The 14,740-nt window shown below is 42.5% G+C and carries 18 protein-coding genes; 14 read left to right on the top strand and 4 right to left on the bottom strand.

Annotation, left to right across the window (positions count from 1 at the left end):
• Positions 1-73: 73 nt before the first annotated feature.
• The 4 genes from M3204_RS14975 (at position 74) to M3204_RS14960 (ending at position 2,496) form a co-directional block, all read left to right on the top strand.
• Entirely contained in the window at positions 74-595 is a 522-nt protein-coding gene (locus tag M3204_RS14975; RefSeq protein ID WP_251483150.1) for a YceD family protein, read from the top strand.
• A gap of 83 nt (positions 596-678) precedes the next feature.
• A complete protein-coding gene (gene rpmF / locus M3204_RS14970; RefSeq protein ID WP_023615018.1) occupies positions 679-852 on the top strand; it encodes a 50S ribosomal protein L32 in 174 nt (57 codons plus the stop codon).
• A gap of 163 nt (positions 853-1,015) precedes the next feature.
• Positions 1,016-1,783 (top strand): enoyl-CoA hydratase/isomerase family protein, encoded by a 768-nt coding sequence (locus M3204_RS14965; protein WP_353056043.1) that lies wholly within the window; start codon positions 1,016-1,018, stop codon positions 1,781-1,783.
• 83 nt (positions 1,784-1,866) lie between these two features.
• The gene (locus M3204_RS14960) at positions 1,867-2,496 is read left to right on the top strand and encodes an RsfA family transcriptional regulator (RefSeq protein WP_251483148.1); all 630 of its coding nucleotides are present in this window, start codon (positions 1,867-1,869) and stop codon (positions 2,494-2,496) included.
• Positions 2,497-2,545: 49 nt separating this feature from the next.
• Here M3204_RS14960 and M3204_RS14955 read toward each other — a convergent pair whose 3' ends face one another.
• On the bottom strand, positions 2,546-3,022 hold the full coding sequence (locus M3204_RS14955; RefSeq protein WP_251483146.1) for an N-acetyltransferase: 477 nt from the start codon (positions 3,020-3,022) through the stop codon (positions 2,546-2,548).
• Between the two features lie 240 nt (positions 3,023-3,262).
• On the opposite strand from M3204_RS14955, the gene M3204_RS14950 reads away from it, so the two are divergent.
• The 10 genes from M3204_RS14950 to M3204_RS14905 all read left to right on the top strand — a co-directional run bounded on the left by M3204_RS14950 (position 3,263) and on the right by M3204_RS14905 (position 14,025).
• Positions 3,263-4,606, top strand: coding sequence for an acetyl-CoA carboxylase biotin carboxylase subunit (locus tag M3204_RS14950; RefSeq protein WP_251483145.1), 1,344 nt, complete (start codon positions 3,263-3,265; stop codon positions 4,604-4,606).
• Between the two features lie 13 nt (positions 4,607-4,619).
• Complete coding sequence (locus tag M3204_RS14945; protein WP_251483144.1) at positions 4,620-4,832, top strand: acetyl-CoA carboxylase biotin carboxyl carrier protein subunit; 213 nt, start codon at positions 4,620-4,622, stop codon at positions 4,830-4,832.
• A 21-nt stretch (positions 4,833-4,853) separates the two neighbouring features.
• Entirely contained in the window at positions 4,854-6,395 is a 1,542-nt protein-coding gene (locus M3204_RS14940; RefSeq protein WP_251483143.1) for an acyl-CoA carboxylase subunit beta, read from the top strand.
• Positions 6,396-6,600: 205 nt separating this feature from the next.
• Positions 6,601-7,497, top strand: a complete 897-nt coding sequence (locus M3204_RS14935) for a 2-dehydropantoate 2-reductase (protein WP_251483142.1) — start codon at positions 6,601-6,603, stop codon at positions 7,495-7,497.
• Positions 7,497-7,886, top strand: a complete 390-nt coding sequence (locus tag M3204_RS14930) for a DUF3397 domain-containing protein (protein ID WP_251483141.1) — start codon at positions 7,497-7,499, stop codon at positions 7,884-7,886. Before M3204_RS14935 ends, M3204_RS14930 begins: the two co-directional genes overlap by 1 nt.
• 223 nt (positions 7,887-8,109) lie before the next feature.
• Complete coding sequence (gene bshC / locus M3204_RS14925; protein ID WP_251483140.1) at positions 8,110-9,744, top strand: bacillithiol biosynthesis cysteine-adding enzyme BshC; 1,635 nt, start codon at positions 8,110-8,112, stop codon at positions 9,742-9,744.
• Positions 9,745-9,992: 248 nt separating this feature from the next.
• The gene (gene mraZ, locus M3204_RS14920) at positions 9,993-10,424 is read left to right on the top strand and encodes a division/cell wall cluster transcriptional repressor MraZ (RefSeq protein WP_251483246.1); all 432 of its coding nucleotides are present in this window, start codon (positions 9,993-9,995) and stop codon (positions 10,422-10,424) included.
• 57 nt (positions 10,425-10,481) lie between these two features.
• Complete coding sequence (rsmH, locus tag M3204_RS14915) at positions 10,482-11,420, top strand: 16S rRNA (cytosine(1402)-N(4))-methyltransferase RsmH (RefSeq protein ID WP_251483139.1); 939 nt, start codon at positions 10,482-10,484, stop codon at positions 11,418-11,420.
• Between the two features lie 32 nt (positions 11,421-11,452).
• Positions 11,453-11,812, top strand: coding sequence for a cell division protein FtsL (gene ftsL, locus M3204_RS14910; protein ID WP_353056042.1), 360 nt, complete (start codon positions 11,453-11,455; stop codon positions 11,810-11,812).
• Complete coding sequence (locus M3204_RS14905) at positions 11,812-14,025, top strand: penicillin-binding protein (protein ID WP_251483138.1); 2,214 nt, start codon at positions 11,812-11,814, stop codon at positions 14,023-14,025. Before ftsL ends, M3204_RS14905 begins: the two co-directional genes overlap by 1 nt.
• Before the next feature lie 96 nt (positions 14,026-14,121).
• On the opposite strand, the gene M3204_RS14900 is transcribed toward M3204_RS14905, so the two are convergent.
• From M3204_RS14900 to M3204_RS14890, 3 genes are read right to left on the bottom strand one after another with little or no spacing between them, the layout of a single operon-like run.
• The gene (locus M3204_RS14900; RefSeq protein WP_251483137.1) at positions 14,122-14,307 is read right to left on the bottom strand and encodes a hypothetical protein; all 186 of its coding nucleotides are present in this window, start codon (positions 14,305-14,307) and stop codon (positions 14,122-14,124) included.
• Positions 14,308-14,309: 2 nt separating this feature from the next.
• Positions 14,310-14,516 carry a hypothetical protein gene (locus M3204_RS14895; RefSeq protein WP_251483135.1) on the bottom strand — a complete coding sequence of 69 codons (207 nt, stop codon included), beginning with the start codon at positions 14,514-14,516 and terminating at the stop codon, positions 14,310-14,312.
• A complete protein-coding gene (locus tag M3204_RS14890) occupies positions 14,500-14,655 on the bottom strand; it encodes a hypothetical protein (protein ID WP_251483133.1) in 156 nt (51 codons plus the stop codon). The genes M3204_RS14895 and M3204_RS14890 overlap by 17 nt, the downstream gene beginning before the upstream one ends.
• Between the last annotated feature and the right edge of the window lie 85 nt (positions 14,656-14,740).

Raw genomic sequence — 14,740 nt, 5'->3', positions numbered from 1 at the left:
TAGTGTAAAGAAAAAATATTGACAAATGATTATGCGAAAGCTATAATTACCTTTGTTGCCTTGGGGTGATTCTATGAAATGGACAATAAGTCAGATACAAAAACATCGAAACAAGGACTTTCTGATCGACGAGGTTGTCCGGATGGATTCGATTAAGGAAACAGATCCTACGATCCGTGAGGTCTCTCCGATACATCTCACTGGAAGGGCCGATATAAGTGCCACTCGAGTGACATTCCATATTCGGATTGAGGGCCATCTTATTCTTCCATGTTCCCGGACATTGGTTGACGTAAATTATCCAATTGATGTTGAAACCACTGAAACGCTTCTCTTAAACAGCCACGATTTCGAGGCTGACGAGGAAGTTTATCAAGTAACAGGCGATGTCATTGATCTTGAACCAATCATCAGGGAGATCCTGCTGCTTGAAGTTCCAATGCAGGTATTCTGTGATGAGAACGATGGTCAGGAAGGCGCACCCCAGTCAGGTAAGGATTGGGAAGTAATCGAGGAACAGGAAAAAACCGAAAAACTTGATCCCCGACTTGCCGGACTTGCAAAATTCTTTGAGGACTCAAATTCCTCAGACTAATTAATCGATTAAAAAAGAGCGTGAAGGTCCAGAATGGACTGGCCTTCATCAACTTTCTTATTCTCTTTAAGGAGGTGGGAAGAATGGCTGTACCATTTAGAAGAACGTCTAAAACTGCGAAAAGAAAACGCCGTACTCATTTTAAATTACAAGTTCCGGGTATGGTAGCATGCCCAAACTGCGGTGAAATGAAACTTGCTCACCGTGTATGTAAAGCTTGCGGAACATACAAAGGAAAAGAAGTTGTAAACGACTAATTTTCTCAAAAAAAAGCACAGGATGCACATGCATTCCTGTGCTTTTTTTGTTTAGGGAATTTTAAATCATCTATTCGAGTAATAACATCATACAGATCGCAATACTATTTAATTTGGCGGAAAATTGATAAAATTTATTGGACTAGTTTTAAAGAGGAGGGCCATGATGGAGCCATACATAATTTCCAAAGAACTAGATGGTTTGCTGCTTTTTACGATAAACAGGCCAGACAGGAGAAATGCGATTGATTTTGAGGTAATGTCAGGGCTTGAAAAAGCAATCGAAATGGCTGCAGATGAGGATGTAAAAGTTTTTGCGATTACGGGGGCGGGAGACCAAGCATTTTGCTCTGGCGGTGATTTATCGGCATTCCATCTCTTAAAGACGGAAGAGCAGGCTTATGGGATGCTTTCGAGAATGGCAGGCATTCTTCATAGGCTTCTTGTGCTTTCGAAACCTACTATCGCCATTCTTAATGGTTCAGCAGTGGGTGGAGGATGTGAAATAGCAGCTGCTTGTGATTTCAGGATTGCCAAAAAGGGAATGAAGGCGGGATTCATACAGGGCACTCTGGCTATAACGACTGGCTGGGGAGGAGGAACCATCCTGCTAGAGAAGCTGCCCCAGCACACCGCCCTTAAAATTCTTCTGGAAGCAAAGATACATACTGCGGAGGAACTTTTGGAATTAGGGTTCCTGCACCATATCTATAATGGAGATCCGTCTGAAGCCTGTCTCTCATTTATTGAAGGAAGCTTAGATAAGGAGTCATCTGTTTTAAAAGCATATAAAACTTTGCTAAATGAAAAGTGGGAGCTCTTATCAATGAGAGAACGGATGGAAAACGAAGCTGCAAGATGTTCGGTGTTATGGGAAGCTGAGGCGCATCACATCAAAGTGGACGAATTCATGAGCAAAAAGAAAAAATAATTAGCAGAGTTAGTGATGATATCAGTCTATCTTTCCTATTAGATGCATAAGAATGAATAAAAAACAATAGGAGGGATTTTCTGATGCCATTAACCCGTCAGGATGCCTGGTCACAAGATGAAGATTTATTGCTGGCTGAAGTAGTGTTGCGCAATATCCGCGAGGGCGGTACTCAATTAAAAGCTTTTGAGGAAGTAGGGAAGCAGCTTTCCAGGACAGCGGCTGCCTGCGGTTTTCGTTGGAATTCATATGTGAGAAAACAATATAAATCTGGTATTGAGCTTGCGAAAAAACAGCGTAAAGAAGCAAAAAAACAGACTAAGCCTGAAGAGAAAGCAGAGGAAGCGGCGTTGCCTGCAACTGAGGCAGCACAGACAACACCAGAGGCAGAAGTGAAGCAATTCGACCTCAGCCTCGAGGAAGTAAAGCAATATCTTGATGACCTCTATGAAAAAGCAGGTACTGCAAGCAGCCAGGAAAGCCTCAATGAACATAAAGAAAAAATTCGTGGACTAGAAAAGCAAATCTATTACTTGTCTGCTGAAAATGAAAAATTAGAAACACAACTAAAATCGATGGAAGAAGATTACCGGGCCTTGATTGACATTGTGGAACGAGCTAGAAAAAGAGTTGGTCCAAGGGATGAGGATAAACAGCAGAAGCTCAAATTTCAGGTTGAGGGTAAAGGGAACCTAGAGAAGGTAGAAAAGTAGAAATTAAAAGCGCCTGCCGTTATATCGGCAGGCGCTATTTTTAAATTAATTAGTGGGCTTGTTGTTCTGTTACGCCGGCAGGATACCACACAAGTGGATTCTCGCCGCGGTCCCTCTCTACGTCATAATGAACCGGAGTAAAGCCCATCTTATCCCAAAAGTCTTGTGATTTTACTCTCGGATTGGTTTTGATCGGCAAGCCAAAGCTTTTCGCAAATTCAACAAGTGATTTGCCATAGCCTTTACCCTGGTAATCTGGCAGGACTTCCAGCTTCCATAATTCCAGATAATCCTGTGATGGTTCGAAATAGCGGTCAAATTGTTTCTTGACTTGGTACAGGCTCATACGCGCAACGAGTTTATCCCCAAAATAAATTCCGTAAAACGGCGAGTCGCTATCATTTTCTACGATATTCGCTTCTAAATCCTCAAGCATCGAGAGTTCTTGATGTCCATACTCCTTAAATTTCTTGAATTCTTCTAAAGTCTTATAATTGATTTTTAATTTCACCACTTTATTCACCATGTTCAATCCCCCATTCAAGCCGCTTATATTTTCAATGTATAAATATATACCCGAAAAATACCGTATATATAAGCAGCAAAAATATATTTATTTTGTTTAACTTATTTTTATTATATTATAAAAACATAAAAAATTCTGCATATGAATTTTAGAAAGCGGTTCCAATTTTTGCAGGAAGTATACAGAATATTGTAGAATTTTATTAGTGAGCGTATTTTTTTACGGGAAAGGGGAAAAACCGTGCAAAAAATTTTAATCGCAAACAGAGGAGAAATTGCGCTTCGCATTATCCGCACTTGCCGTGAACTTGGAATTACAACAGTTGCAGTCTTTTCGGATGCTGATCAGGACTTGCCATTTGTTAAGGAGGCCGACAGTGCTTTCAGGATAGGGGAGCCTCCTGTTCAAAAATCATATTTGAATGCAGAGGAGATTTTAAGGATTGCCAAAGCCGAAAATGTCGATGGCATCCATCCTGGATATGGCTTTTTATCAGAGAATGCAGAGTTTGCCCGCAAGGTGAAGGATGCAGGTTTGACATTTATCGGTCCAGCACCGGAAACGATTGAAAAAATGGGCGATAAAATTGTTGCCAGGTCAACGATGGAAGAAGCTGGAGTTCCCGTCGTGCCGGGGAGTGATCTCGGCTTAAAAACGCTTGAGGATGCCGTCGAGCTTGCCGCAGTTATCGGCTACCCTGTCATGCTAAAAGCAAGCGGGGGCGGCGGAGGAATTGGAATGGTGCTCTGTGAAAATGAGCAAGCGCTCGCTAAGAATTTCGATTCTACTAAAGGGAGAGCAAAAGCTTATTTTGGTTCAGATGAGGTGTTCATCGAAAAGTACATCAAGAACGCCCGCCACGTGGAAGTTCAGATTTTTGGCGATTCACATGGCAACCATGTCCACTTGTTTGAACGAGACTGTTCGATTCAAAGGCGCCACCAGAAAGTGATTGAAGAAGCGCCTTCGCCATTCTTGAAAGAAGAAGCAAGACAGAAAATGTATGATACGGCAATTAAAGCAGCGAAGGCAGTAAAATATGTAAATGCTGGAACTGTAGAATTCATCGTTGATGAAAATGAAAATTTCTATTTTCTTGAGATGAATACGAGGCTTCAGGTCGAACATCCTGTCACAGAAACCATTACCGGTTTGGATCTTGTTAAGTGGCAAATTCTTGTAGCCCGCGGCGAAAAACTCCCGCTGCTGCAGGGTGAAATTAAGAAAAACGGCTGGGCGATAGAATTCCGGTTGTATGCTGAAGACCCAGTCAGGTTCCTGCCATCACCAGGTAAAATCAGCGAATTTTCATGGGTGGATGGAGAGGGAGTCCGAGTTGATTCAGGTTATGAATCGGGATCTGCCGTGACACCTTTTTACGATCCCATGGTTGCAAAATGCATTGTAGGAGGCAACACGAGGGCTGAAGCAATTCAGTTGGGCCAGGAGTTTTTCGCAAATCTAAAACTGGAAGGCATAAAGTCCAACGCACCATTGTTTGCAGAAATCCTGGGTGAAGAGGGCTTCAAGTCCGGAAATTATACGACAGCATATTTAGCTGAACGAAAAATGGCATCTAAATAGAGGAGGAAGAAAGATGAAAGAACTAACGGCAAGTATGGCAGGTACGGTCCTTAATGTGATGGTGGCAGCAGGTGATACGGTTACAGAGGGCCAGGAAGTATTAATGCTTGAATCAATGAAAATGGAAATCCCTGTAGAAAGCCAGGGTGCTGGCAGGGTTGCCGAAATCAAAGTGAACATCGGTGATTTTGTGAACGAAGGCGACATCCTGCTTGTACTAGAATAATAGATTTTGAGGAGGGGAAACATGACTACCGCAAAGACCCTATCTGATACATTACAAGAAAAGGTTAACCAGATCGAAGCCGGCGGCCATCCGAAATACCATGAGAAGCTTGCCGAGCAAAATAAGCTTTTTGTGCGCGAACGTCTCAATCTCTTGTTTGACGGCGGCGTTTATGAAGAAGATGGAAAGTTCGCCAACTTCCAGGCAGGGGACCTTCCGGCCGATGGTGTCGTTACAGCGATTGGCAAGATCGGCGGCCAGACAGTTTGCGTAATGGCAAATGACTCCACGGTAAAGGCAGGTTCATGGGGAGCCAGAACCGTTGAAAAAATAATCAGGATTCAGGAAACAGCTGAAAAGCTGAAGGTGCCATTACTGTACCTAGTTGATTCAGCAGGCGCCCGAATTACCGACCAGCTTGACATGTTCCCGAACCGACGCGGAGCTGGAAAGATTTTTTACAATCAAGTCAAAATGTCGGGTATGATACCGCAAATTTGTCTTCTTTTCGGTCCTTCAGCAGCAGGAGGAGCTTATATTCCGGCTTTCTGTGACATTGTAATTATGGTTGATCAAAATGCTTCCATGTACCTTGGTTCACCAAGAATGGCAGAAAAGGTTATCGGTGAGAAGGTAACGCTGGAAGAAATGGGCGGCGCCCGCATGCATTGCTCGGTCAGCGGTGTCGGTGACATGCTAGTATATAGTGAGGAAGAAGCTATTGAGGCAGCGAAGAAGTATTTGAGTTATTTCCCTGCCAGCTTCAAATCCAAAACAGCAGTAATCGAGAGTGTGGCTCCAAAGACAGGAAGAAATCTTGAAGAAATCATTCCATTGAACCAGAACGCTCCATTTGATATGTATGAAGGTATTGATGCTCTGATTGATGAAGGAAGCTTTTTTGAGATTAAAAAGCTGTTTGCTCCAGAATTAATTACAGGGCTTGCGCGTATTGACGGCAGGGCAGTCGGAATCATTGCCAATCAGCCAAAGGTAAAGGGCGGCGTCTTGTTTGTAGATTCTGCTGACAAGGCCGCTAAATTCATCCAGCTTTGCGATGCTTTCCATATCCCATTGCTGTTCCTTGCTGATGTTCCCGGCTTTATGATTGGCACGAAGGTAGAACGGGCAGGCATTATCCGCCATGGTGCGAAGATGATCGCGGCAATGAGTTCTGCGACAGTACCGAAAATATCTGTCATTGTCCGTAAAGCATATGGTGCAGGCTTATACGCTATGGCTGGCCCTGCGTTTGAACCGGATTGCTGCATCGCCTTGCCGACTGCACAGATTGCAGTCATGGGTCCAGAAGCTGCGGTTAATGCTGTGTATTCAAACAAAATCAACCAAATTGAAGATCCAAAAGAAAAGATTGCTTTTGTCCAGGAAAAGCACCAGGAATATAAAGAGAGCATAGACATCTATAAGCTTGCTTCCGAACTGATCGTAGATGACATTGTCGCTGCAAACGACCTAAGGAATGCGCTTATTGATAGATTCAGATTATATGAAACAAAAGAAATGGAATTCAGTGTCAGGAAGCATCCGGTATATCCGGTATAAAACATGCGGAGGTCCTAAAAGGACCTCCATTTTCTTTTTTTATGTCCACATGTAAATAATCATAGAGTTTCACAAACACTGCTTCCAAATAAAGCATTGTTTCTGATAAAATATGACTAAGTCACTGTATAAATTTTCATTTTAAAAAGTGCATAATATATACGTTTTGATGGATCATGACTATGGATGGATTAGAGGGGTTTTTATGAAAATTGCCATTCTTGGCGGGGGTTCATTGGGCTTGCTATTCTCTTATTACTTAAGTTTGAAGCACGACGTCAACTTATACACGAGGACACAGGAGCAGTCAGATCTAATAAACGATCAAGGATTACATATGATTAAAGCCGGCAAAGATGAAACAGCCCGAAAAGTAGTTGCAGCCCCAATATATGCCTGGCAGGGTCTAGAAGAATTAACGATAGTTGCGGTGAAACAATATCAACTCGCAGATCTCATGTCTGATATAAAAGCAAAAACATCGGGAAGCATTCTTTTCCTGCAAAATGGCTATGGGCACATCCAGTTGCTTTCGGAATTAACACCCGCTGCAATCTATATTGGTTCTGTCGAGCATGGCGCTGTCAGAGCTAGCGGCAATACAGTATTCCATAATGGTGAGGGAGTCACCAGGGCTGCTGTATTCAATGGAGATGCAGACCTTCTCAGTCATTTATCCTTTTCATTAGCCTCTGAGTTCCCTATTAAACTTGAATCTGACTATCAGGAAATGCTGATTAAAAAGCTCGTTGTCAATTCCGTGATCAACCCTTTGACAGCAACACTTCAAGTGAAGAATGGTGAATTGATCCGCAATCCTTCATACCGCGAAATCTTTTCACAGCTCTTTGAAGAATGTGCATTGGTGCTTGAATTAAATAATAAAGATGAATACTTCCAGAACTTGAAGGCTGTTTGTGAAAAGACCGCGGATAACCATTCATCGATGTACAAGGACCTTGAAAATGGACGAAAAACTGAAATTGATGCAATCCTTGGTTATTTGCTCGAATTATCTGCAAGGAAAAATATTAATGCTCCATTAATACATAATTATTATCATTGCATCAAGGGGAAGGAGCACGAAAGGGAGGGGGCATAATGCCGGGAATCGTCTCTGCATTCGTTGCTATATTGATTACAGTTCCAATGATTGGCTATCTCGCTGTATTTATCATCAGCAAGCAAATCACCGGCAACCATCGGCGATCCGTCAATCTGGCAATTGACTTCAGCACTTTTTTGCTTGTACTGTCTGTGCATTTTTTGATTGTCACCATATGGGGAAAATCATTCCTGTGGCTGATTCTGGTTGTCTTATTCGGTCTTGCGGCATTTTTTGTCTGGATACACTGGAAATACAAAGAGGAAATCATCATGCCGAAAGTTTTCAAAGGATTCTGGCGCTTCAACTTTTTGCTCTTCTTCTCAGCTTATATCATTCTAGTTTTATTCGGCCTATTTCAGCGGTTGACGCTCCTCTTTGCTTAAATTAGTGTTGGACCTCCTGATGAAGGCAGTCAAGGTCCAGCGCTTTTTGTTTTTTGCTTACCGCCAAATAGATAAATCAACGTAAGCATAAGGATGAAAAGGTTGTCAAAAGAAAAAACTTTGATTTTAGAAATTTCGTAAAGCAAAGTTTTTTTCTTTTCATTTTAAACAATGCTATACTCATAACAGTGAAAATTGTTTACGAGAAAGGAAGTACATGTTAATGGAGATGTTGAATCTCTCACTTCCGGCTGCAAACCGGTTTGCGACAGATTACCTTGCTGGAAGCGCTGAACTCCAGAGCTTCTTTCATTATAATTTTAAGAATGAAATGGATTATGTTCATCGTCTTGATGAACTGCAAAATAGAAATTTCATGAGGAATGAGCTTGCGGACCATATTCAATCATTCATGTCCCGATATGCACACTCTGATCAAATCAATGCTAACATTGATAAGCTGAGACAAGAGAAAAGTGTTGCTGTAATAGGTGGACAGCAGGCAGGAATCCTCACCGGGCCTCTCTACACAATCCATAAAGTGATTTCAATAATTAAACTTGCGGAACAAAAAGAGGCAGAACTGGGCGTTCCGGTTGTCCCGGTATTTTGGATTGCTGGAGAAGATCATGACTACCAGGAAGTAAACCATGTCTATGTCATGAACAACAATAAACAGGAAAAATGGCTTTATCCAGAAAAGAATCTGGAGAAAAAAATGATTTCAGAAGTCTGTATAAATAAGGATCTTTGTTATTCATGGGTCAAAGAAATTATTGAGACTTACGGGGAAACAAAATATACGAAAGAAGTATTGGCTTTTGCGATTGAATCTCTTAAGACAGCGGAATCCTTCGTTGATTTTTTTGCATCTATTATCATGGCACTTTTCAAGGGTTCAGGCTTGCTGATCGTTGATTCTGGCAACAAGGAACTGCGCAAGCTCGAAAAAGAATACTTCATGGATCAAATAAAAAACCACCGTGAAATTACCTCCGCAGTTCATGAGCAGCAGCAAAAAACAGAAGCAGCAGGGTTTGCTAATATGATTGATATCAGTGCTAATGCTGCCAATCTCTTCTATTATGATGAAGAAGTAAATGAGCGGATCCTGCTCCAATTTGACCCACAAAGTGGGGGATTTGCAGGTAAGAATGGTGAAGTTACCTTCACTTTTGCCGAATTGATGGAGATTGCCAACGAATATCCGGAAAAGTTAAGCAATAACGTAGTTACAAGGCCGTTGATGCAGGAATGGCTGTTTCCGACGCTTGCATTCATTGGCGGTCCAGGAGAGATTGCTTATTGGGCTGAGCTAAAAATGGTGTTCGAGCACTTCGGCTTGCAGATGCCCCCATTGGTGCCGCGACTTAACATCACCCTCCTCGAAAGATCGGTTGAAACCGACCTAGAAGAGCTGAACCTGGATTTGAAGGAAGTTCTTATTTCAGGAACAGGCGGCCATGAACTAAAGTTCATTGATTCCTTAAAGGACAGGGAAGTAGAAGAGCTGTTTGAAAAAGTAAAAGCAAATCTTGCAGAGCAATATTCCATTATTCGTGAAAAATCAGGCGGAATTGATCCAGTGTTGATGCCAATGCTGGAAAAGAACGAGTCGATTTTAATGAATCAGATTGTTTTTATGGAAGATAAGATTGTTGAGGCAGTTTGCAGGAAGAATGACCATATCCTGAGGAAATTCACCAGGGTCGAGAATGCCTTAAGGCCAGGGGGCTCACCACAGGAAAGAGTTTGGAATCCATTTTATTATTTAAATAAGTATGGATTGAATCTAATTTCCGACTTGCTGAAGCTCCATTATGAATTCGATGGAACACATAAAATAATAAAAATGTAAGTTTAAGCTTCATCCAAAATGGATGGAGCTTTTTTATGCATTTTAATGAATGAATTCCTGTTGGGTGGAGTTCAGGTTAAGCTCCTCGAGAGGAAATTAAAAGGTAAGTACCTCAAAACAATTTAAAAGAAATTAATGGAAACGTGCTTTTAATGAAGGATTTACCCGCCGGGGGGAGAATATTTAAAATAAGGTGGTGAAAAGTGGGGGAATGTGGTACATTGTATTTAGAAAGTGGGGGTAGTGGCATGTTCATGGGCGAATATCATCATAATATTGATAGCAAAGGCCGTTTGATCATCCCTGCCAAGGTCCGTGATCACTTGGGAGAAATGTTCATTCTTACCCGTGGACTTGACCAGTGTTTATTTGGCTATCCCGTTTCTGAATGGTCAGTTATTGAAGACAAGCTTAAAGGCCTTCCGCTGACCAAAAAAGATGCGCGGGCATTCACCCGTTTTTTCTTTTCAGGTGCTACCGAGAGTGAAATTGACAAACAGGGGCGAGTTAACATTCCTTCCCCGCTGATGCAATACGCAAAGCTTGATAAAGAGTGTGTGATTTTAGGGGTTTCCAATCGAATCGAAATATGGAGCAAAGCAATCTGGGAAGAATATTTCGCAGAATCTGAGGAATCTTTTGCTGAAATTGCGGAAAATATGATTGGATTTGATATTTAAGGGTAACATTATTCTGATATAATATTACCTGCTCCTCGATTGGAAAGGTGGATCATAATGTTCAAACATACAACAGTTTTACTGGAAGAAACAGTAGACGGGCTCAATATCAAGCCTGACGGTACATATGTGGATTGTACTCTCGGTGGCGCAGGCCACAGTGAATTGATTTTGTCAAAGCTTTCTGAACAAGGGAAGCTATACGCATTCGACCAGGATGATATCGCAATCGCGAATGCGAAAGAAAAACTGGCAAGCTATGGTGACAGGCTGACAATTATCAAGAGTAACTTCCTATATTTGCAGGAAGAACTCGAAAAGCTGGGTGTAACAGAAGTAGATGGTATCCTCTATGATCTGGGAGTTTCCTCACCACAGCTGGATACACCAGAACGCGGATTCAGCTACCACCATGACGCACCGCTTGACATGAGGATGGACCAGGACGCGCCATTGTCAGCTTATGATGTGATTAATGGATGGCCGTATGAAAAATTGGTCAAAATCTTCTTCCAATATGGAGAAGAAAAGTTTTCTAAGCAAATTGCCAGAAAGATCGAGGCAGCCCGTGAAACAAAAGCGATTGAAACCACTGCTGAACTTGTAGAGTTGATTAAGGATGCGATTCCTGCACCTGCAAGAAGAAAGGGCGGACATCCTGCAAAACGAGTTTTTCAAGCTGTAAGGATTGCGGTAAATGATGAACTTGGCGTTTTCGAGAAATCGCTCGAACAGGCAATCGAAATGCTAGCTGTTGGCGGCAGGATCAGCGTCATTACCTTCCATTCACTGGAGGACAGAATTTGCAAGGTGACCTTCAAAAAAGCGAGCGAAACACCTCAGCTTCCGCCAGGACTTCCGATTATTCCTGAAGAGTTCCAGCCGAAATTGAAGCTGGTAACCAGGAAGCCAATACTTCCTTCGGATGAAGAGCTTGAGTTTAATAACCGGGCAAGATCGGCAAAACTGCGAATCGCTGAAAAATTAAAGAAATAAATAGATAAGAAAATTAATTCTCAGGAGGGAAAATGATGAGCAATCTGGCAAGAAAATTGCAACAGGAACAGCAGCAGCGCACTGTCCAAGCACCGGCCAAAGCACCGGCAAAAAGAAATTCGATCCTTACGCCCGGCGAAAAAATCCTGATGTTTGTTTTCGGAGCAATGGTATGCTTCGGCGCGACATTCATGGTATCGAAGCAGGCAGCCATTTATGAAGTGAACAAAGACATCCAGATTATCGAAGGCAGCATTCAGGAACAGCAAAAAGTTAACAGTGACCTAGAAGTCCAGGTTAGCGAGTTAAGTACCTATGAGCGGATCAAGAAAGTAACAGAAAAGCTTGGTTTAACATTGAATGAAGACAATGTTAAAGGTGTTGAAAACTGATGATTAAGAAACAACCTCATATGAATGCAGGAGCAGCGGTATTATTCGTAATATTCAGCCTGCTCTTTTTTATCTTGATTTTCAGGTTTGTTACGATCCAGGTGACCGGAGAGGTACATGGACAAGCCCTTGCTGCCAAAGCACAGCAGAAATATACGAATGAAAAAGTGATCGAAGCTGTGAGAGGGACGATTTTTGACCGCAAAGGTGAAGTAGTGGCTGAGGATACGACAGCCTATACGCTTGTAGCAATACTTGATAATTCTGTAACAACGAATAAAAAGAAACCAAAACATGTAACCGACCCTGGAATGACGGCGAACAAGCTTGCTAAATATTTAGATATGAGTGAGTCTGAAATTTATAATAGGCTGAAAAAAGAGGGGCCTTTTCAAGTTGAATTCGGGAAAGCCGGCCGGGATATATCCAATCAGACAAAACGGGAAATTGAAGATTTGAAGCTTCCTGGAATAATTTTTTTACGAGATTCAAAGAGATTCTACCCAAACGGTATTTTTTCTTCTCATCTAGTTGGCTTTGTTGAAAAGAAAGAAACGAAGGATAAGAAGATTATTACTTCAGGTAAGCTGGGTATCGAAAAAACCTTGAATGATGAGTTGACTGGAAAGAATGGATCACTCTCGTTTGAAAGTGATTTATGGGGATTCCTGCTCCCGGATGAAGAGAAGAAAATCACGCCTGCCCAAAATGGAGATAATGTGTATTTGACAATCGATAAAAAAATCCAGACATTCGTCGAGGATGCTGTCAATCGCGTTGATGAAGAATATAAGCCGAAAAATATCATTGTGGTGGTAGCTGATCCCAAAACCGGTGATATATTAGGAATGGCACAGCGTCCAACCTTCCATCCAACAACGCGGGAAGGCCTAGATAAAAGCTGGCATAATGATGTAGTAGAAAAACCGATTGAGCCAGGCTCCACGATGAAAATTTTCACGCTGGCAGCGGCGGTAGAAGAGAAGAAATGGAATCCGAATGAACCTTATAAATCAGGGTCCTATAAGGTTACTGAAAAATCCGGCAGTATTGGAGATCATAACGGCCGCCAGGGATGGGGTACCATTAGCTTTCTAGAGGGAATCCAGCGTTCCTCCAACGTTGCTGTTGCCAAGCTCGTTAATGAAAAAATCGGTACTGAAAAATTCCGTGAGTACTTGACTGCATTTGGTTTCGACAAGCCAACAGGAATCGATCTTCCTAACGAAGCAGTAGGTAAAATCCAATACCAGTGGCCGATTGAAAAAATAACTACCTCATATGGTCAAGGTTCTACGGTAACACCAATCCAGCTTGTCCAGGCTGCAACTGCCGTAGCGAATGATGGCAAAATGATGAAGCCGCGTGTAATTGATAAGGTAGTCGATTCAACTACGGGCAAGATTGTAAAAGAAACTAATCCGGTACCAGCAGGTCAGCCAATTTCAGCTGAAACGGCCAAAGAAGTTCGCGATGTCCTTGAAACGGTTATTACTTCAGAACATGGAACCGGAAAATCTTACGCAATAGAAGGATATAAGGTTGCGGGGAAAACTGGGACCGCCAACCTTACCCAAAATGGTAAGTACCTTGGCGGTGCTAATGATTACCTATTCTCCTTTATGGGGATGGCTCCAAAGGATGATCCAAAATTAGTAGTTTACGTAGCTGTGCAGCAGCCGGAAGTAGACCATTATTATAAGGGGTCAATCCCTGTTTCAATGATTTTTAAATCCGTAATGAAAAGCAGTCTCCAATATTTGAATATCAAACCAGCATCTATGGAAAAGGCTGATTCCAGCGCTGTTCCTGATATATCCGAAATGGATGCTGCTGAAGCAAAAAAACTGCTTGAATCAAAAGGCTTTGAAACAGTCATCATTGGAGCTGGACACCAGGTAGAGGACCAGCTTCCGAAAGCGGATACCATTGCGCTGGAAGGCGAGAAAGTGATCATTAAGGCTTCAGGCGTAAAAACCTATCCTGATTTGACAAACTGGTCGCTAAGGGATGTCATGAAGCTCGCGCAAATCACGGGTGTTCGATTAAACAAGGCAGGCAGCGGGTATGTTACAAAACAAAACCTGAAACCTGGTTCACCAATAAACGAAGGTGAGAACTTGATTGTCGAGCTGGAAACACCGCTCCAGCAATTTGAAAAATCACTAAAAAAAGAAGAACCAAATGAAGAAACAGAGGAAGTGGGCGGTTAAGCCTTCCTCTGTTTTTCTTTTTTGACGAGATAAGAAAGTATAAATTTGACTTCGAGAAATGTCTAGCTCCAGCGCCTAGCCCCTCGAGTCGCTTGTCTAGCTGCGGCTCCTAACTCCTCGAGACGCTTGTCTAGTGTCGCCTCCTAGAAACTCCGAAACTTCAACACCCCCAGCAGAAGCAAAAAGCGCTTCTTTGGTGGAGTCTCCAGTTTCTGCGTTTCTGGGCAGTCGGCTATACATTTCGATTTCGGTCCTGCCAATGAAGTCAAAGAACGACTTCACTGTCAGGCCCTCCAGCGCTTTTCGGAGTTGAACAGTCGCCTCCGCTTTTCGAATTGTCTAGTTGCGCCTCCTAGAAACTTCGAAACTTCAACTCCGCCGGCAGAAGCAAAAAGCGCTTCTTTGTCGGAGTCTCCAGTTTCTGCGTTTCTGGGCAGTCGGCAACACATTTCGATTTCGGTCCGCCCTATGAAGTCAAAGAACGACTTCACCGGTCGGCCCTCCAGCGCTTGTCGGGGCTGACCAAGGCGCTTGCGCTTTTCTTATTTCAGTTAGCATTCCTTCAGGGTTGCTGAACGTTCCTGCCGATTTTCCAGCTAATTCTCCCCGAATTCGAACTTTATCTTCCATATCCTGTATTCACCTCAGCCGGCATTCCGACTTCTTGTTATATTCAAAATCGTACAAGCATATATTTGAACGAGTGAAAGAGTGC

It is taken from the genome of Mesobacillus subterraneus (assembly GCF_023715485.1).
Taxonomy (GTDB): Bacteria; Bacillota; Bacilli; order Bacillales; family Cytobacillaceae; genus Mesobacillus; species Mesobacillus subterraneus_B.
Note: the sequence above shows the minus strand (reverse complement) of the source record. Positions and strands in the feature narration are given on the sequence as shown.